17 protein-coding genes are annotated in these 16,132 nt (G+C 59.5%); 5 read left to right on the forward strand and 12 right to left on the reverse strand.

Translation table 11 applies throughout. The features are described from left to right. Positions 1 to 126: 126 nt before the first annotated feature. The 3 genes from L904_RS24960 to L904_RS24970 are packed head-to-tail and all read right to left on the reverse strand — an operon-like array spanning position 127 to position 3,672. A complete protein-coding gene (locus tag L904_RS24960; protein ID WP_020809187.1) occupies positions 127 to 1,059 on the reverse strand; it encodes a DMT family transporter in 933 nt (310 codons plus the stop codon). 51 nt (positions 1,060 to 1,110) lie between these two features. After that, on the reverse strand, positions 1,111 to 1,779 hold the full coding sequence (locus tag L904_RS24965; protein WP_020809186.1) for a DsbA family oxidoreductase: 669 nt from the start codon (positions 1,777 to 1,779) through the stop codon (positions 1,111 to 1,113). Between the two features lie 45 nt (positions 1,780 to 1,824). Next, positions 1,825 to 3,672, reverse strand: a complete 1,848-nt coding sequence (locus L904_RS24970; RefSeq protein ID WP_020809185.1) for an extracellular solute-binding protein — start codon at positions 3,670 to 3,672, stop codon at positions 1,825 to 1,827. Positions 3,673 to 3,979: 307 nt separating this feature from the next. Between L904_RS24970 and L904_RS24975 the strand changes: the two genes are divergently transcribed. Next, positions 3,980 to 4,636, forward strand: coding sequence for an invasion associated locus B family protein (locus L904_RS24975; protein WP_003523420.1), 657 nt, complete (start codon positions 3,980 to 3,982; stop codon positions 4,634 to 4,636). A gap of 92 nt (positions 4,637 to 4,728) precedes the next feature. Here the strand turns inward: L904_RS24975 and hspQ are convergent, their stop codons facing one another. From hspQ to L904_RS24995, 4 genes are all read right to left on the reverse strand, one after another. Continuing rightward, positions 4,729 to 5,058 (reverse strand): heat shock protein HspQ, encoded by a 330-nt coding sequence (hspQ, locus tag L904_RS24980; RefSeq protein WP_020809184.1) that lies wholly within the window; start codon positions 5,056 to 5,058, stop codon positions 4,729 to 4,731. Between the two features lie 88 nt (positions 5,059 to 5,146). Then, the gene (locus L904_RS24985; protein WP_020809183.1) at positions 5,147 to 6,067 is read right to left on the reverse strand and encodes a DMT family transporter; all 921 of its coding nucleotides are present in this window, start codon (positions 6,065 to 6,067) and stop codon (positions 5,147 to 5,149) included. Between the two features lie 100 nt (positions 6,068 to 6,167). Continuing rightward, entirely contained in the window at positions 6,168 to 7,577 is a 1,410-nt protein-coding gene (gene glnA / locus L904_RS24990) for a type I glutamate--ammonia ligase (RefSeq protein WP_003523416.1), read from the reverse strand. A gap of 71 nt (positions 7,578 to 7,648) precedes the next feature. After that, complete coding sequence (locus L904_RS24995) at positions 7,649 to 7,987, reverse strand: P-II family nitrogen regulator (protein ID WP_003515720.1); 339 nt, start codon at positions 7,985 to 7,987, stop codon at positions 7,649 to 7,651. Between the two features lie 358 nt (positions 7,988 to 8,345). Between L904_RS24995 and L904_RS25000 the strand changes: the two genes are divergently transcribed. Beyond that, positions 8,346 to 9,821, forward strand: coding sequence for an NAD(P)H-hydrate dehydratase (locus L904_RS25000; RefSeq protein ID WP_020810638.1), 1,476 nt, complete (start codon positions 8,346 to 8,348; stop codon positions 9,819 to 9,821). Between the two features lie 264 nt (positions 9,822 to 10,085). Here the strand turns inward: L904_RS25000 and L904_RS28645 are convergent, their stop codons facing one another. Next, the gene (locus L904_RS28645; protein ID WP_020810639.1) at positions 10,086 to 11,126 is read right to left on the reverse strand and encodes a GlxA family transcriptional regulator; all 1,041 of its coding nucleotides are present in this window, start codon (positions 11,124 to 11,126) and stop codon (positions 10,086 to 10,088) included. 271 nt (positions 11,127 to 11,397) lie between these two features. Next, a complete protein-coding gene (locus L904_RS25010; protein ID WP_020810640.1) occupies positions 11,398 to 11,616 on the reverse strand; it encodes a hypothetical protein in 219 nt (72 codons plus the stop codon). A gap of 126 nt (positions 11,617 to 11,742) precedes the next feature. Here L904_RS25010 and L904_RS25015 point away from each other — a divergent pair, with 126 nt between their 5' ends. Further along, positions 11,743 to 12,681 (forward strand): LysR family transcriptional regulator, encoded by a 939-nt coding sequence (locus L904_RS25015; protein WP_020810641.1) that lies wholly within the window; start codon positions 11,743 to 11,745, stop codon positions 12,679 to 12,681. Positions 12,682 to 12,735: 54 nt separating this feature from the next. On the opposite strand, the gene L904_RS25020 is transcribed toward L904_RS25015, so the two are convergent. Both L904_RS25020 and L904_RS25025 read right to left on the reverse strand, forming a co-directional pair. Continuing rightward, positions 12,736 to 13,656, reverse strand: coding sequence for a methylenetetrahydrofolate reductase (locus L904_RS25020; protein WP_031233971.1), 921 nt, complete (start codon positions 13,654 to 13,656; stop codon positions 12,736 to 12,738). A gap of 91 nt (positions 13,657 to 13,747) precedes the next feature. Next, entirely contained in the window at positions 13,748 to 14,524 is a 777-nt protein-coding gene (locus L904_RS25025; protein ID WP_031233972.1) for a formyl transferase, read from the reverse strand. A gap of 192 nt (positions 14,525 to 14,716) precedes the next feature. Here L904_RS25025 and L904_RS25030 point away from each other — a divergent pair, with 192 nt between their 5' ends. Both L904_RS25030 and L904_RS25035 read left to right on the forward strand, forming a co-directional pair. Further along, positions 14,717 to 14,878 carry an entericidin A/B family lipoprotein gene (locus L904_RS25030; RefSeq protein WP_003495552.1) on the forward strand — a complete coding sequence of 54 codons (162 nt, stop codon included), beginning with the start codon at positions 14,717 to 14,719 and terminating at the stop codon, positions 14,876 to 14,878. A 118-nt stretch (positions 14,879 to 14,996) separates the two neighbouring features. After that, positions 14,997 to 15,749, forward strand: a complete 753-nt coding sequence (locus L904_RS25035) for a phosphodiester glycosidase family protein (protein WP_371259442.1) — start codon at positions 14,997 to 14,999, stop codon at positions 15,747 to 15,749. 9 nt (positions 15,750 to 15,758) lie between these two features. Here the strand turns inward: L904_RS25035 and L904_RS25040 are convergent, their stop codons facing one another. Continuing rightward, positions 15,759 to 16,109, reverse strand: a complete 351-nt coding sequence (locus L904_RS25040) for a hypothetical protein (RefSeq protein ID WP_020810644.1) — start codon at positions 16,107 to 16,109, stop codon at positions 15,759 to 15,761. Between the last annotated feature and the right edge of the window lie 23 nt (positions 16,110 to 16,132).

A 16,132-nucleotide genomic window follows, 5' to 3' on the forward strand; every position in this document is an offset into this window, starting at 1 on the left:
GTCGGCACCTTTTGCTCTTGGATAGGGCCAACATAAGTCGTGGATCGTGCCATCGCAGTGGCGGAACGCGCCATATTTATGGTGCAAGCCGCCAGGTCTCGTGTTTCAAGCTTATGAGGGGCAACCTTATGAGGGGTTTTCCGGCGTGATGCCGACGGCCACGTTCTGGTCGGTGGCGGCGATCGAAGCGGGCAGCGGCACCTTTCTCTGCTTCTCGCGGATCAGCGTCAGCAGGCCGGAGCCGACGATGAGGGCGATGCCGACCAGCATCCATCCGTCGATACGGTCGCCGAAAATCAGGTAACCGAACAGGATGGCCCAGAGTATCTGGCTATATTGCGTTGGGCCGATCATGGCGGCGGGCGCATATTGGGCGGCATACATGACCAGTACGTTGCCAAGAGCGCTGAGCAGACCATATCCCGCCAGCAGCAGCCATTGCTCGCCGGCTGGCATGACGAAAGTCGGCACCATGGCGATGCCGCTTATGGTGAGACAGCCGAGTACACCGGCACCATAAAGCGAGACGTTCTTTTCCGACGGGCCCATGGCGCGGAAGATGACGATGCTGAGCGCACCGCTGAAGCCGCCAATGATGGCGCCGAGATGGCCGATGTCCAGTTCGCGGAAGCCCGGCCGCAGGATGACCAGCACGCCGAGGAAACCGATGATGACGGCTGACCAGCGCTTGATGCCCACCTGTTCCTTCAGGAACACCACCGACATGATGGTGACGAACGAGGGGAGCAGGAAGATCAGTGCGAAGGCTTCCGCCATGGAAAGATGGGTGAAAGCGGTCACGCTGCCGACTGCGCCGGTGCCGGCGGCAAAAAAGCGGATGATCCACAAAGGGCGGTTCGTCGTTCTGACGATATCCACCCAGCGGTCGTTGCGTTTGCGGATGAAGGGCAGGGCGGCAAAGCCAAAAAGGGCGCCGAAGAAGGCCGATTCGATCGGCGAAATCTGGCCTTCTATGAGTTTAACGCTTGCATCGCTCCAGGCGTAGGCAGCGAAGGCGGCAAAGGCGAGCAGAATGCCTTTCAGGGTCTGGTCGGACACGGAAACACCGGCGAAAAATCGAGTTGATGAAAACCGCCGGTGGTTTGACCGTCAGTTCATCGATCTATGCTCGTCCGCCTTGATTTTTGCAATATCCCGCAGTGCAGCAATCAATACATCCGGCGTTTGTGCACCGCTTATGGCGTATTTCTGATCGATGATGAAGAAGGGCACCCCGGCGACGCCCATTTGCTGCGCCGCATCAATTTCGGCGATGACCGTATCCTTGTCGGCGTCCGAGGCCAGAAGCCGGGCTACGACCTTGGCGTTCATGCCGGATTTTTCGGCCACATCGGTCAGCACTGCGTGATCGCCGATGTTGCGCCCTTCCTCGAAATTGGCCTTGAACAGGGCGGTGACGACCTTTTCCTGAACGTCGCGGCCTTCGGAATGCGCCCAGAGCGACAGCCGATGGGCGTCGAGCGTGTTCGGGCCGATCTTGATCGCATCGAAATCGTAATTGATGCCGACTTCCCTGCCGAGCTGTATCAGCGTGGCATGCGCCTGTTCCAGGCGTTCCTTGCCGAGCTTTTCCTCGAGAGCGGCTTTCTGGTCGACGCCTTCAGGCGGATAATCCGGGTTGAGGCGGTAAGGACGCCAGTTCACGTCAACGCTGATTTCGTCCTGCACCTCGGCAATGGCGAGATCGAGCCTTGCCTTGCCGAGATAACACCACGGGCAGACCATATCCGATACGACGTCGACAACGATGCGTTCCATGGCTTTATCTTCCCTTTTCTCTGCCGGGGATGGGTGCGGTGCGGTTTATTGCGCCCGCGCATCCCACCAGGTCTGTTTCTGATTGCCGGATATCGGCGTCATATCCGGGCGGTCGATATATTTCCAGCGGGCCACCCATTGCGCGCCGATATAATAGAGCGGAATGACATAGTGGCCGGCAACGAGAAGGCGGTCGTAACCGCGCACCGCCGCCTGAAAATCCTCCGTCGACCTTGCCTGCAGCAGGGCCTCGATCATGCGGTCTATATCGGGATTTGCAGCACCCGCATAGTTGAAGCTGCCCTGCGCATCCCGCGAGAGCGAACTCCAGCGGTTGAGCTGTTCCATCCCCGGTGAGAGCGAGGAGGGCAGGGAGCGGATGATCATATCATAGTCGAAGCTGTTCGAGCGGGCCTGATATTGCCCGTCATCGACAGAGCGGATGCCCATGGCGACGCCGATCAGGTTGAGCGAACGCTGATAGGCAAGCGCGATGCGCTCCTGCGCCGGGTTCTGCGTCATGATCTCGAAGGCAAGCTGACGACCGTTGGCGTCGGACATCCTGCCGTTCTTGATGCTGTAGCCAGCCTCTTTCAGCTTGTCGACGGCCATTTTCAGAACTTTGCGGTCCGCGCCGGTGCTGTCGGTGGTCGGCATGGCATAGGTTCCCGCCAGCAGTTCCGGCGGCATGGTTTTCGCCGCGTCGCCAAGCAGGGCAAGCTCGCGCTCGTCGGCGGCATTGCCATAGGCGCCGAGCGGGGAGTTCTGCCAGTAACTCTGCGTGCGCTTGAAGGAGCCGCCGAGGATGTTCTTGTTCATCCATTCGAAATCGAGCGCATAGGACAGGCCTTCGCGCACTTTTTCGTCGGCGAAGACGGCGCGGCGGGTGTTGAAAACGAGGCCGAACATGCCGGTGGGCAGGCGCGGCTGGAAGACGTCCTTGACGATATCGCCGCGATGGACGGCCGGGAAATTGTAAGCCTGTCCCCAGTGGGAGGTATCGGAAGTGCCGTTGATGGCGTCGCCTTCAGGGTAAATGTCGATATCGCCCTTCTTGAAGGCCTCGAACATGGTGGTGACCTGAAGGAAATAAGTGACGCTGATCTCGTCGTAATTGTCGAAGCCGACCTTGCCGGGAATATCCTTGCCCCAATAGTTCGGGTTCCGCTCCCAGATGATTCGTTCGCCCGGCCGCAGGGTTTTGATTCGGTATGGACCCGAGCCGACGACCGGGCCGAGGCCCGCCTGCTCGAATTTTTCCGGATCGATCGCATGTTTCGGCAGGATCGGGGTGGAGGAGGCGAGAATGAGCGGCGTTTCGCGGTTCGCCTTGTCATTGAAGGTGAAACGCACGCTGCGATCGCCGATTTTTTCCAGCTTCGCCACGCCGTCCAGACGGGTGTTGAAGGGCGGGCGGCCTTTTTCCTTCAGGAGGTTGAAGGTGAAGATCACGTCATCTGCGGTCACCGGCTCGCCGTCGGACCATTTTGCCTTCGGGTTGAGGTTGAACTGGACGAAGCTGCGCTCCTCATCCCACTCCGCGGTTTCGGCCAGCAGGCCGTAAAGGCTGAAAGGCTCGTCGCTGGAGCGCAGCATCAGCGGTTCGTAAAGAAGATTGCCGAATTCCGGGTCCCAGACGCCGCGTGCGGTGGTGCGCATTCCCTTGAGAACGAAGGGATTGAGGCTGTCGAAGGTGCCGACGACGCCATAGGAGATGCGGCCGCCTTTCTTCACGTCCGGATTGACGTAAGGGAGGTGGCGGAAATCTGCCGGCAGGGCGGGCGTGCCATGCATGGAAATGCCGTGAAGCGGCTGTGCCAGGGCGGTTCCGGCGGGAAGCAGGGATGATCCCAGAAGGAACAATGCGGGGATGAGGGCCGCAAGGTTGCGCATGTCACTATCCTGTCTCAACGGTCAGTCCGATATGTGGACCTGACCGGTTTATCGTCATGATTCTGGCAGATATGTAGCACACGGACATTGCATGACCCATGCAACGGCGGGAAATCTTGGGTCAGCTCAAGAAAAAGTTAAAGAAGTGCTGGATATCGCCGCGATCGGCATGTAACAGGGGGACCGGAAGAGACGGGTCACGCATTTGCCTCATTTAAACGACAGTTGAACGGGCAGAAGGATACCGCCATCGGCGAACAGGATCTTGCGGTTCTGTTCTGGCAGACATTCAGGAGACGGAACTCTTATGATGCACAAGGCAAACACATTCACCCGGACGGCTCTGTCCGCTCTGGTCCTTTCTCTCGGCGCAATGTCCGCTCCGGCCATCTCGCAGGCGCAGGATGCCGCGCCCGCCGCTCAGGGCGCTGGCGCTCCGCCGCTCGGCTGGTTCAAGACCTGCTCCAAGCAGGAAGACAACGATGTCTGCGTCGTGCAGAACGTGGTCCTTGCCCAGAACGGCCAGATGATCACCGCCGTCGGCCTCATCACCGTTGAAGGCAAGGTCAACCGCAAGCTGCTGCAGGTCTCCGTTCCGACCGCGCGTCTCGTTCCTCCGGGCGTGATGATGCAGATCGACGGCGGCAAGGGCCAGAAGCTCGATTACGCCGTTTGCCTTCCCGATAAGTGCACGGCCGAAGTGCCGCTGACGGACGCCATGATTGCTTCCCTGAAGAAGGGTAGCGAGGTGGTCTTCACGTCCATCAACTTCCGCCGCGCGCCGAACCCCATCAAGATCGCGCTCTCCGGCTTCACCGGCGCCTATGACGGCCCGGCGATCACCCAGTCGCAGCTTGCCGAAAGCCAGCGCAGCCTGCAGGAAGGCATGCAGAAGAAGGCTGAAGAGGCTCGCAAGAAGCTGGAAGCCGCACAGGACGCTGCCAAGGGCGCGCCGAAGCCCTGATCGCAGCTTAAGCTCCAAAAACAGGAAAACCGGTCTGGCGACAGACCGGTTTTTTTATGCCCCTGGGAGGGAGGGGAGAAAGTTGGCGGGCGTCAATGCGCCGTCGATATTTTCGGGCGCCATTCGCCGTTCGGCGCCTTGTCGAAGATGCGGCCGATATTGGGATTTCTAAGCGGCGTCTCGTTTTCGTCGTGGACGAGGTTCTGTTCGGAAACATAGGCGACATATTCCGTCTCCTCGTTTTCAGCCAGAAGATGATAGAAGGGCTGGTCGCGATCCGGCCTGATTTCCGCAGGGATGGCGTTCCACCATTCCTCGGTATTGGCATATTCCGGGTCCACGTCGATCACCACACCGCGGAACGGAAACACCTTGTGGCGGACGATTTCGCCAAGCGTGAATTTTGCGTTTCTTTGTTTCATGGCATGTACTTCCTTTCCCAATACTAGTTGGTATCGGAATGCGAAATATCAAGACCTAGCGGTTTGGGCGCCGGTCTGCCGTCCGCGTTCAGCGCCTTCTGCCGATGGGTGCGGTGGCGATGATGACGCCGCCGGTGACCAGCACGATGCCGATGGCGTGATAGGTCTCGAAAGTCTCCCCCAGGAACAGCGTGGCCATGAGGATCGAGACCGGCGGCATCATGTAAAGCGTGATGCCAGCGGTGGCGGGCCCGAAGACGCGCACCGTATGGGTGAAGCAATAAAAGGCCAATAGTGAGGCGAACAGGATGATGCCGCCGATCTTGGCCCAGGCCATTGGCGTGGCGGGCAACATGCCGCCCTGCGCCAGTTCCAGCGCCGCCGGCGGCAGAAGCACGAGTGCGCCGGAAAAGGCGATCAGGCCGAAAAGGCTGAAAGAGGCCATCTGCCGTGCGGCGGGATCGCGAAGCAGCAGCGAATAGACCGCAAAGGCGATGGCCGCCGTCAGGATCGCGAAATCGCCAATGTTGAAATTCAGGTGCCAGAGGGCGGACATATCGCCCTTGAGCACGATGGCCGCCACGCCGGCAAAGGCGATGACCATGCCCGCCACTTCGAGTTTCCGGATCGGGCGGCCCTGGAAGACGCGCTGGAACAGGATGATGAACAGCGAGGACGTGGTGTAGATCAGCGTGCCGTTGGCGGCCGTCGTCATGGTCAGCCCCCAATAGACCACGCCGCCGCAGATGCCCATGCCGAGAATGCCGAGGATGAGCCAGAGCAGCGTTTTCCGCCGCACGAAGGCAAGGCAGTTGCGCCAGTCGGCGATCATGAAGGGGGCGATGATGAGGGTCGAGCCGATCCAGCGGATGAAGGCGGCGATGAAAGGCGAGACTTCGCCGACGACGCCACGGCCGAAAATGACATTGCTGGAGAAAAAGAACGGCACCGCCAGAAAGATGAGCCAGTCCGAAAGGCGGGTTTGCTGAGAGGCTGGCTTGTTCGACATTCTTCGCAATGATGGCTGGGCTTCAAAAGAAAACGGCGGCTTTCCAGGGAAAACCGCCGGAATGGATGGAGCGCCCCGATGGGAGCGCTCCAAAGGCCGATCAGGCCGAGTAGTACATGTCGAATTCGACCGGATGCGGGGTCATTTCGAAACGCATGACTTCCTGCATCTTCAGCTCGATGAACGAGTCGATCTGGTCGTCGTCGAACACGCCGCCGGCGGTCAGGAACTTGCGATCCTTGTCGAGGCTTTCCAGCGCTTCGCGCAGCGAGCCGCAGACGGTCGGGATCTTTTTCAGTTCCTTGGCGGGAAGGTCGTAAAGGTCCTTGTCCATCGGCTTGCCGGGGTGGATCTTGTTCTTGATGCCGTCGAGGCCGGCCATCAGCATGGCCGCAAAACCGAGATAGGGGTTCTGGGTCGGGTCCGGGAAGCGGACTTCGACGCGCTTTGCCTTCGGGTTGGAGCCGAAGGGAATACGGCACGATGCGGAACGGTTGCGCGCGGAGTAGGCGAGCAGAACCGGCGCTTCATAACCCGGCACCAGACGCTTGTAGGAGTTGGTGGTGGGGTTGGTGAAGGCGTTGATGGCCTTGGCGTGCTTGATGATGCCGCCGATGTAATAGAGGCAGGTCTCGGAGAGGCCGGCATATTCGTCGCCCGCAAACGTCGGCTTGCCGCCCTTCCAGATCGACTGGTGAACGTGCATGCCCGAGCCGTTATCGCCGAAGATCGGCTTCGGCATGAAGGTTGCCGTCTTGCCATAGGCATTGGCGACCTGGTGCACGACGTACTTGTAGATTTGCATCTTGTCGGCGCTGGATACCAGCGTGTCGAACTTCACACCCAGCTCGTGCTGTGCGGCGGCCACTTCGTGGTGGTGCTTTTCGACGACCACGCCCATTTCGGCCAGAACCGTCAGCATTTCGGAGCGCATGTCCTGCAGGCTGTCGATCGGCGGAACCGGGAAATAACCGCCCTTGACGCGCGGGCGGTGGCCGAGGTTGCCGGTCTCGTAATCCGTGTCGTCGTTGGACGGCAGTTCGGACGAATCCAGCTTGAAGCCGGTGTTATAGGGATCGGCCTTGTACTTCACGTCGTCGAAGACGAAGAATTCCGGCTCCGGGCCAACGAAAACGGTGTCGCCGATACCCGACGCCTTGAGGTAGGCTTCGGCCTTCTTGGCGGTGCCGCGCGGGTCGCGGTTATAGGCTTCGCCCGAAACCGGGTCGAGGATGTCGCAAAGGACGACCAAGGTGGACTGGGCGAAGAACGGGTCGATGTGGGCGGTGGCCGGATCGGGCATCAGCACCATGTCGGACTCGTTGATGGCCTTCCAGCCGGCGATCGAGGAGCCGTCGAACATGACGCCATCGGCGAACATGTCTTCGTCCACACAGACAACATCCATGGTGACGTGCTGCAGCTTGCCCTTGGGATCGGTAAAGCGCAGGTCCACGAACTTGATGTCGTTATCCTTGATCTGCTTCAAGATATCGTTTGCGGTCGTCATTTAAACGTTTTCCTTGAGTGTGATGATGACGAGGTGAAAACCCAAGCCTCCCCGGCTCGGGACGTTCTTGATTATATGGCGTCCACGCCTGTTTCACCGGTACGGATGCGGATGACTTCCTCGACATTGGAAACGAAAATCTTTCCGTCGCCGATACGTCCTGTCTGCGCCGCATTGCGGATCGCCTCGATGACGGCTTCCGCATTCTCATCCGCCAATACGACTTCGACTTTCACTTTCGGCAAAAAGTCCACGACGTACTCTGCTCCGCGGTAGAGTTCCGTGTGGCCCTTCTGACGACCAAAGCCTTTTGCTTCCGTGACCGTGATTCCCTGAAGTCCGACTTCCTGAAGGGCTTCCTTCACTTCATCGAGCTTGAAAGGCTTAATGATCGCTTCGATCTTTTTCATGAGAAAATATCTCTCCGCTTCTCCCGTTAAAGCAGGTAACTCCCGCTCTGCCACAAGAATGCACGTATTGTGCCAGATCGGAAGCGGGCTTGAAGAAAAAACTTCGATCCCCCGGCTTTCCGACACAAAATGCATTCGCTTTTTGCGCTTTTCCAGCCAATTTCTCGCGGAAACCCGAAAAATCCATCAGCATTTCTGTGAATTTGTATTATTTTAGTTTTTTTGAATATTTGGAAAGGTGCGAACGGAGGAATGGCTGTTTGTTTATATTTTATGCATTTGTCTATTATTTAGGCATGGCTATTTGCTTATTTTTGTATCGATTGCCTTTCCGGCGTTTTGAAGGGATGATCGGGACATGAAATCCCTTCCGCGCCTCTTCCTGATCGACCCTGTTGTCATGGCCCGCATCGATGCGGCGGCCGGGCAATCCGGCATTCCTCTTTATGACCTGATGGAGCGGGCGGGGCAGGCGGTTGCCGCCTCGGTGCTGCGTCACTATCCGCAGGCGCAGCGTTTCGTCGTGCTCTGCGGCGGCGGCAACAATGGCGGCGATGGTTATGTGGCGGCGCGGGCGCTTTTGCAGAGCGGGGCGGTCGTCGCGGTTCATCGTCTCGGCGATGTCGGCGCGCTCAGCGGCGATGCGCGCACGGCGTTCGAGCGGAGTGGCGTGACGCCGCTGCCGCTTGACGGCTATTCGCCTCTTGCCGGCGACGTGGTGATCGATGCAGTGTTCGGGGCCGGATTGTCCCGCGATGTTCCGCGGGAGCTTATCCGGGTGATCGAGGCGGTCACGCGGGCGAAGGTGCCGGTTCTCGCCGTCGACCTGCCCTCGGGCCTCTGCGGCAGGCGGGGCGTGCCTCTCGGCGCATCGTTCAGGGCCGAGCGGACGGTGACCTTCATGGCGCGCAAGCCGGGTCATCTACTGATGCCGGGGCGGGAGCTTTGTGGAACGCTCGAGGTGTTCGATATCGGCATTCCGTCCCGCATCCTTGATGCCCATGCGGGATCGGTGGCGGAAAATAGCCCGCTGATCTGGCGGGATGCCTTGCCTCATGCCGATATGGAAACCCATAAATTCCGTCGCGGGCATCTGACCGTCTTTTCCGGCCCGGCCCATGCGACGGGCGCAAGCCGCATGACCGCGCTTTCGGCACTGAAGGCGGGGGCGGGGATCGTCACCATCGCTGCGCCGAGGCAAGCGCTCGACGTGCTCTCCGTCACGCTGACGGCGGTGATGAACGCAGCGGTGGACGATACCGACGATCTACGGTCGTGGCTGGACGATGGGCGTCATGGCACTTTCGTTCTCGGCCCGGGTTTCGGCGACCTCGAAAAGGCGCGGCAATTCGTGTCCCTGCTTGGAGACAGGGCTGTGGTGCTGGATGCCGATGCGATCACGGCTTTCAGGGATCATAAGGAGGCCCTGTTTGCGCATGTCACGTCAGGCACGGGCAAATTCGTGCTGACGCCGCATGAGGGCGAGTTTGCACGACTGTTTCCCGATCTTGCCGCCGACAGGATGCTGAGCAAGATCGAGAAGGCGCAGGTCGCCTCGGCGCGCAGCGGCGCCGTGCTGGTCTACAAGGGCGCGGATACGGTGATTGCCGCGCCGGATGGCCGGGCGCTGGTCAACACCAATGCTCCCGCGAGCCTTGCGACGGCTGGGTCAGGCGATGTGCTGGCCGGTATCATCGGCGCGCTGCTGGCGCAGGGAGCACCCGCCTTCGAAGCGGCCGCGGCCGGGGTCTGGCTGCATGGCGAGGCGGGCCACCGGGCAGGCGACGGCATGACGGCGGAGGACCTTGCCCATGCGATTCGGCCGTTTGGGTGACTTGGTCTGATTGTGCTGGGGCAGTCTTGCGAACCGGGTCTTTGCTGGCCGTTCGCTTAACCTGCGATCTTATCACAGTTCCATCATCCGCACTTCGTCACCCCGGACTGGATCCGGGGTCCAGCGCGATCAAGTCCTTGATCGCAGGAGACTCTTCTTACGGCGCAGACGCGCCGTGGCTGGATGCCGGATCTAGTCCGGCATGACGAAGGAGAGGTTTATCCCTGAAGCAAGTCCGTCGCGTTTGCGGCATTCAGCCCGCATTCAATGCGCAGCCTTGCCTGCCTGGCTCGCCATCGCCATTCGCGATGCGCTGATAAGGAGTTTGCGTTCGGCGCGCTCCTGCTGCGGCGTGCGATTGTAGATTTCGCGATAACACTTGGAAAAATGCGAGGCGGAGACGAAACCGCAGGCGACGGCGACTTCGACCACCGGCATGGCCGATTGCACCAGCAGGTGGCGGGCGCGGTCGAGGCGGATTTCGAGATAATAGCGGGCGGGCGAGCGGCCCATTTCCTGGCGGAAGAGACGCTCCACCTGCCGGCGCGACAGATCGGCGGCGTCGGCGATATCGAGCAGCGACAGCGGTTCGGCGAGATTGCCTTCCATCAATTCGATGATCGAAAGGACCTTGCTGTTCTGCACGCCGAGGCGGGCGCGCAGCGGCAGGCGCTGGCGGTCATTGGGGCTGCGGACCCGGTCGGTCAATTGCTGTTCGCAGACGCGGTTGACGAGGTTTTCGCCGAAATCCTGGCCGATCAGGCTCAGCATCATGTCGAGCGAGGCCGTGCCGCCGGCGCAGGTATAGATGTTGCTGTCGACTTCGAAGAGATCGGCATAGACTTCCACCTGCGGGAAGGCCTCGGAAAAACCGGGCAGGTTTTCCCAGTGGATCGCGCAGCGCTTGCCGTTCAAAAGGCCCGCCTGCGCGAGAATATGGGCGGCGGTACAGAGGCTGCCGATGGCGATGCCGCGATTATAGGCTTCGCGCAGCCAGGCATTGACGGATTTGTTGATGTGTTGATCCACATCGATGCCCGAACAGATGATCGCCATTTCCGGGCGGTTTTCGCCGCTGACGTAGCGCCGCTCATCGGCAAGACAGGTATCGGGCTCAAGACAGATGCCGCTTGACGACATGACCTTCTGGCCATCGAGCGAGGAGAGGCGCCACTCATAGGCCTGATAGCCCAACATTCGGTTGGCGATGCGAAGCGTTTCAACCGCTGCGGCGAATGGCAGCATGGTAAATTGCGGAATGAGAAAAAAGACGATTGAGCGTTTCTTCTGGGAATTTCTGCTCATTTGCCCGTGCTCCGTTGCGAATACGCAATTCCTCCCTTGGAATTGGTCTTCTGGATGTCCTGTTTACGACATCTTTAACGAAAAATACGCCGTGGAATCGGGGCTGTCAAAAAATCGCTTTTGAAATATGCAAATTTTGCGACAAGCCTTTAAAAAAGGCGGTGTGTCGCATGTAAAACAGGCAGGCTATTTTGCGCCCTTGTCCTTCCATTCGAAGGGCGGGCAGGGATGGCTCGCACGTCCAGAAACGTTGCGAGCCACCGGTTGAATGTCATCTGCGGATGACGTTTATGCGGCTTTTGTCCGTCGTCGGCCATCCGATATCCTTCAATGTTTCAGACGGCAATGCTTCCAGTGCGCGAAGCATTTTTTCGCGACGCCATGCGGCGTAACGGGCGGCAACATGGTCGGACAGGCGATGAAGCCAGCCGCTGGATGACGGACGGTGCGAGGAACGGTTCGCCACGGGGAGATAATGTATCATGGTCATGTCTTGATCCTTTCCTGAACCACGATCCTGTTTGCGACTTCGGTATGCGCTTGCCGACGAGGCTAAATCCGCCCCGTCAATCGATGTCCCGGATGGTGCACGCTTGTTGACATTCAATCAAACGAAATGATATCCATCTATAAATCAAAATATTTGAAGGTGCGTGCCATGACCGTGACTTTCCGCCAACCGCTGCCGTTGCTGGATAACGACATATTGAGAACCTTCGTCGCCATCGCGGAAACGGGAAATTTCTCCACCGCCGCAGAAGTGGTGTTCAGAACGCCGTCCGCCGTTTCCATGCAGATCAAGAAGCTTGAAGAGCAGCTGAAAACGACGCTTTTCCTGCGCGATGCCCGTTCGGTGACATTGACGGCGCATGGGGAGACGCTTCTGACCTATGCGCGGCGCATGATCGCGCTGTCCAACGAGGCCGTGTCGCGTTTCGTCATGCCCGAGCTTTCCGGCGTCGTCCGGCTCGGTGCACCGGAGGATATTGGCGAGCGTGGCCTGCTGCCGGGCATTCTCAAGCGTTTTGCCGAGGCTTTCCCCGGCATCATGATCGACGTCACCATCGATTCCAGCTCCAATCTTTATAAGCGCATGGATGAGCAAAGGCTCGATCTCGCCCTCGTCAACTGTGCCTCCCATCCCCTTCGGGATACGGGCGAGGTGCTGATGCGCGAGCGTCTGGTCTGGGCGGGCGCAAAATGCGGCACCGCCTATCTGCGCGATCCGTTGCCGATTTCCATCTGGGAAGAGGGCTGCATCTGGCGCTCGGAAGCGATCCATTCGCTGGAAAAGCGCGGCCGCAATTTCCGCGTGGCCTATCTCAGCGGCCATACCATGGCGCAGCGCGCGGCGATTGCCGCCGATCTCGCCATCGCGCCGCTGCCGCGATCCTATGTGCAGAACGACATGGTCATTCTGGGCGACAAGGAAGGCCTGCCGGAACTCGGCTGTTTCGATATCCGCCTGATCATGGGTGACAAGGCGTCCCGCCCTGTTCTTGCCGTGGCTGAAAGCATTCGAAACGCTTTTGTCGAAGTCGCCAAGGCGGCCTGAGATATTGGCAGTGCGCGGCGGCCGTGGCCCGTCGCGCCGTTAGAAACGCGGTTTTTAGCCCGCCATCGAATCCGGCGATGCCGAACGGTCCGCTGCGCCGGTTTGCCAGCTTCCGCGCTTGACCAGCCAGTCGGCCGAATTCTGCAATCCGCCGAAGGGGAAGACGTGAACTTGCCGGATCGGCCCTTGCGGATTTGCCTGCCAGTGCCGCTCGATGGGTCCGACGATGCTTTCCGGTGAATGGCCCTTGGCAAGCGTTGTCAGCGAAAGCGCGTTCTTCTTGAGATAGGCGATGGAATTGCCGACGCCGCAAAGCGCGGCATATTTCAAGAGCGTCGTGATCTTGGCCGGGCCGGAAACGCCGATATGCACCGGAAGCTCGATGCCTGACGCCGCAAGTCCTTCCGCCCAGGCGATGAAACGCGCGGGATCGAAACCGAACTGGGTGACGATGCGCATGACTGCATCGCTTCTTTCGGCAAAATCGCGTTTCAGCCTGAGTGCGGCCATCGCCGTCTCCTCGTTGAAATCGGGGCTGCCTTCGGGGTGGCCGGCGATGGCGATCTGCCTTATGCCGCAACGGTCGAAAATGCCGGTGGACAGCATGTCCATGCTGGATGCGAAGGGACTGGCCGGGCGGTCGACGCCGCCGCCGACAACCAGAACATCGGTTACGCCCGCTTCTTCGGCAAGCCGTTTTACCTGTTCCTCAAACGCTGCGCGGGAGGGGATGCGCCGCGCTGCAAGATGCGGCACCGGCTCGTAACCGAGGTCGCGCAAATGTCCTGCGGCTTCGACGAGCCTTTCCTGCGAGGCCGCTCCAGTGTCGGTGAGATAGACGCGCACACCCTGCGGAAAGAGACCGGCAAGGTCGGTCGAGCCAAGTACCTGCGCGGGCGAGGCTTCGATGGAGGCGGGAATGATGGAAGCGGTGGAAATATCGGGCAATTTGTGCGTGATCCTTTTTATTATCATGCACCTATTTTACGGCGAAGTCTGTGCCTGTTGCGGCAAGACAGGCTTGCATCTGCGACGAAGCTCGGCCCCAATCCCCTGACGCGCGGCTTCACCAGATCCGTTTCGTCAGGCCATTCCAAAGCCATGTCCAGATGGTCGGCGGGAAGCGCAGTACCGATTTGCCGGGTGCGGGCGGCTGCGGCGCAAGGCTGCCGGAAAGGGCGTCTTCTATGGCGCTGACGGCGATATCCACCGAAGCGGCGGTCAAAAGCAGCGGATAGGTGGCAATCGTGTCGGAAGGGGATGGTTTCAGCCGCTTCTCGTAGAGCGTGGCGCCGGTATCCACGCCCTTGTCGACCAGATGCACGGTCGCGCCGAAATTGCCGCGGTCTTTTTCCACAAGCGCCCAGTATCCGCCCATCTGCCCGCGATAGGCGGGATTGATGCCGGCGTGGAAATTGATGACCGGGCATTGCAGGGCCTGAAGCGTGGTCGGTGTCAGCAGGCGACAGGAAATGGTGAAGATCGCCGCCGGTTTCAGCAGATTGGCGGCCTTGCGGCATTCCTCATCGTTGAGCGAGGCGAATTGGGTGACGGGGAGGCTGTGATGGAGATCGGGAGAAAGGCCGTGTTCGGCGATGATCGCATCGCTTCTGCGAAGCGTGAAGCGTTTGCCGAGCCGCGAGGCGATCATCGTCGCCATCTGGCCCGCAGCGACTATCCAGCCGAGCCGGCGCGCGCGCCGCCTGAGAATGACCGATTTGCTTTCCGGCTGCTCCATGAAAACATGGATGTCAGGAAATCGGGCCGCCAGCGCATTGATCATGACATTGGGGTTCACCCCGCCCGCCGTCATCACCAGAAGCCGATTGTTGATGTCAGTCATATCACCCACGGGATTTTCCTAAGCCATGATCCAGACGCCGAGTTTCACGCGTGAACTTCAAAACCATGTTAATTTTCATCGACAGGATTTTTTGAAATGCCGCTGGAACGGATTTTTGGGACTCACGTTATTGTGACGCATATCACATCGGTACTTGCCTTTGGACGGCAAGTCATAGGGGAGTAGTTTCACATGATCACACGCATTCTTTCGACCGTTTTCGTGGCTTTGTTGACCGTTGTCACCCTGAGCTCTTGCGGCAACACCATTCGCGGCATGGGTCGTGATACGGCGAACGCCGTCGACGCGACGCAGGATGCCGGCCGTAATGTGGACCGCGCCGCCCGTCGCTGACGACATCTCCCCTTAAAGGTCCGGCGTCATCCTGAAACACGGGTGACGCCTTTTGTTTGACCGAATTTTCCTGCGAATGTGCCCCGACAAGAATCACGGGGCGGGCATGAACGGATCGATGAAAAGACTTGCGAAGCTGCTGTTGCCTTTGCTTTTGCCGTTTTCGGCTCAGGCCGGCGGGCAGGCGGATTTCTGCAGGATCATGGATCATGCTGGCGGTCGTTATACGGTCTGCAGTTTCGATCCGGCAAAAAGCACCATCCGGATTTACGACCGCGATCATGTTTCCGGCCAGGGATACGGTTCCTTTGCCGCTCTCTCGTCGGCGCTGTGGCGGCAGCACATGTTCAGCGTCTTCGCCATGAACGGCGGCATGTACCATTCGGACTATTCCCCCGTCGGGCTCTTTATCGAAAATGGCATCGAACGCTCGCCGATCAGCACCGGCGGCGGCTGGGGCAATTTTCATCTTCTGCCCAATGGCGTGTTTTATCTGAAGGGGGCCGCGGCAGGCGTGCTGGAAACGCAGGCCTATCTGGCAGCGGATCCCAAGCCGGACTTCGCCACGCAATCCGGGCCGATGCTCGTCATCGATGGCAAGCTGCATCCGCGCTTTCTGCCCGATAGCGACAGTCTGAAGCGGCGCAATGGTGTCGGCGTTTCCCGCGACGGAATGGTGCATTTCGCTATTTCGGAAAATACCGTGCGCTTTTACGATTTCGCCACGCTGTTCAGGGATGTGCTGGACGCGCCGAATGCGCTCTATCTCGACGGCACCATATCCAGCGTCGATATTCCCGCAATGAAAAGGCGGGACTCGCTGTTCCTGATGGGGCCGATCATCGCCGTTGTCGACAGGGTGCCGGATTAGCCTGAACGATCAGATCGGCGCCTTGGGATAGGCTTTTTCGAGACCGGCCGATGCCGTTAGCCCCTTGCGGAAGGCGAGAAAAGCGGGGTGCTGGCTCGCCCTTGCGGTTTCCGTGATGCGAATCTGCAGCCGGGCAGGGGCATTGCCGCCAAGCCATTCGCCGGTCGTTTCCAGCTTCAGGCTGTTGAGGAAGCGGGCATTGGTCTGCTGGTCGAGATAAAGATCGAGGCCAGCCAGCAGGTTTTCGTCCTGCAGGGCGTTTTCCATCAACAGCAGCACCCAGGCTTTATCCTCGCTTGCAAGCGAAGTGAGTTTCGATGCGACCGTTTCGCGATCAGGGAAGGAGGATGCCTGCTGCATGGGGTGACTCGCATCGTTGCCGT

The sequence above is a fragment of the Agrobacterium sp. LY4 genome, assembly GCF_001526585.1.
GTDB classification, from domain to species: domain Bacteria; phylum Pseudomonadota; class Alphaproteobacteria; order Rhizobiales; family Rhizobiaceae; genus Agrobacterium; species Agrobacterium leguminum.

What these genes read in the sequence shown, in the direction of transcription:
- L904_RS24965 (WP_020809186.1), bottom strand. Translation starts at nt 1,779, where the DNA reads ATGGAACGCATCGTTGTCGACGTCGTATCGGATATGGTCTGCCCGTGG.
- L904_RS24970 (WP_020809185.1), bottom strand. Translation starts at nt 3,672, where the DNA reads ATGCGCAACCTTGCGGCCCTCATCCCCGCATTGTTCCTTCTGGGATCA.
- L904_RS24975 (WP_003523420.1), top strand. Translation starts at nt 3,980, where the DNA reads ATGATGCACAAGGCAAACACATTCACCCGGACGGCTCTGTCCGCTCTG.
- hspQ (WP_020809184.1), bottom strand. Translation starts at nt 5,058, where the DNA reads ATGAAACAAAGAAACGCAAAATTCACGCTTGGCGAAATCGTCCGCCAC.
- L904_RS24985 (WP_020809183.1), bottom strand. Translation starts at nt 6,067, where the DNA reads ATGTCGAACAAGCCAGCCTCTCAGCAAACCCGCCTTTCGGACTGGCTC.
- glnA (WP_003523416.1), bottom strand. Translation starts at nt 7,577, where the DNA reads ATGACGACCGCAAACGATATCTTGAAGCAGATCAAGGATAACGACATC.
- L904_RS24995 (WP_003515720.1), bottom strand. Translation starts at nt 7,987, where the DNA reads ATGAAAAAGATCGAAGCGATCATTAAGCCTTTCAAGCTCGATGAAGTG.
- L904_RS25000 (WP_020810638.1), top strand. Translation starts at nt 8,346, where the DNA reads ATGAAATCCCTTCCGCGCCTCTTCCTGATCGACCCTGTTGTCATGGCC.
- L904_RS28645 (WP_020810639.1), bottom strand. Translation starts at nt 11,126, where the DNA reads ATGAGCAGAAATTCCCAGAAGAAACGCTCAATCGTCTTTTTTCTCATT.
- L904_RS25010 (WP_020810640.1), bottom strand. Translation starts at nt 11,616, where the DNA reads ATGACCATGATACATTATCTCCCCGTGGCGAACCGTTCCTCGCACCGT.
- L904_RS25015 (WP_020810641.1), top strand. Translation starts at nt 11,743, where the DNA reads ATGATATCCATCTATAAATCAAAATATTTGAAGGTGCGTGCCATGACC.
- L904_RS25020 (WP_031233971.1), bottom strand. Translation starts at nt 13,656, where the DNA reads ATGATAATAAAAAGGATCACGCACAAATTGCCCGATATTTCCACCGCT.
- L904_RS25025 (WP_031233972.1), bottom strand. Translation starts at nt 14,524, where the DNA reads ATGACTGACATCAACAATCGGCTTCTGGTGATGACGGCGGGCGGGGTG.
- L904_RS25030 (WP_003495552.1), top strand. Translation starts at nt 14,717, where the DNA reads ATGATCACACGCATTCTTTCGACCGTTTTCGTGGCTTTGTTGACCGTT.
- L904_RS25035 (WP_371259442.1), top strand. Translation starts at nt 14,997, where the DNA reads ATGAAAAGACTTGCGAAGCTGCTGTTGCCTTTGCTTTTGCCGTTTTCG.
- L904_RS25040 (WP_020810644.1), bottom strand. Translation starts at nt 16,109, where the DNA reads ATGCAGCAGGCATCCTCCTTCCCTGATCGCGAAACGGTCGCATCGAAA.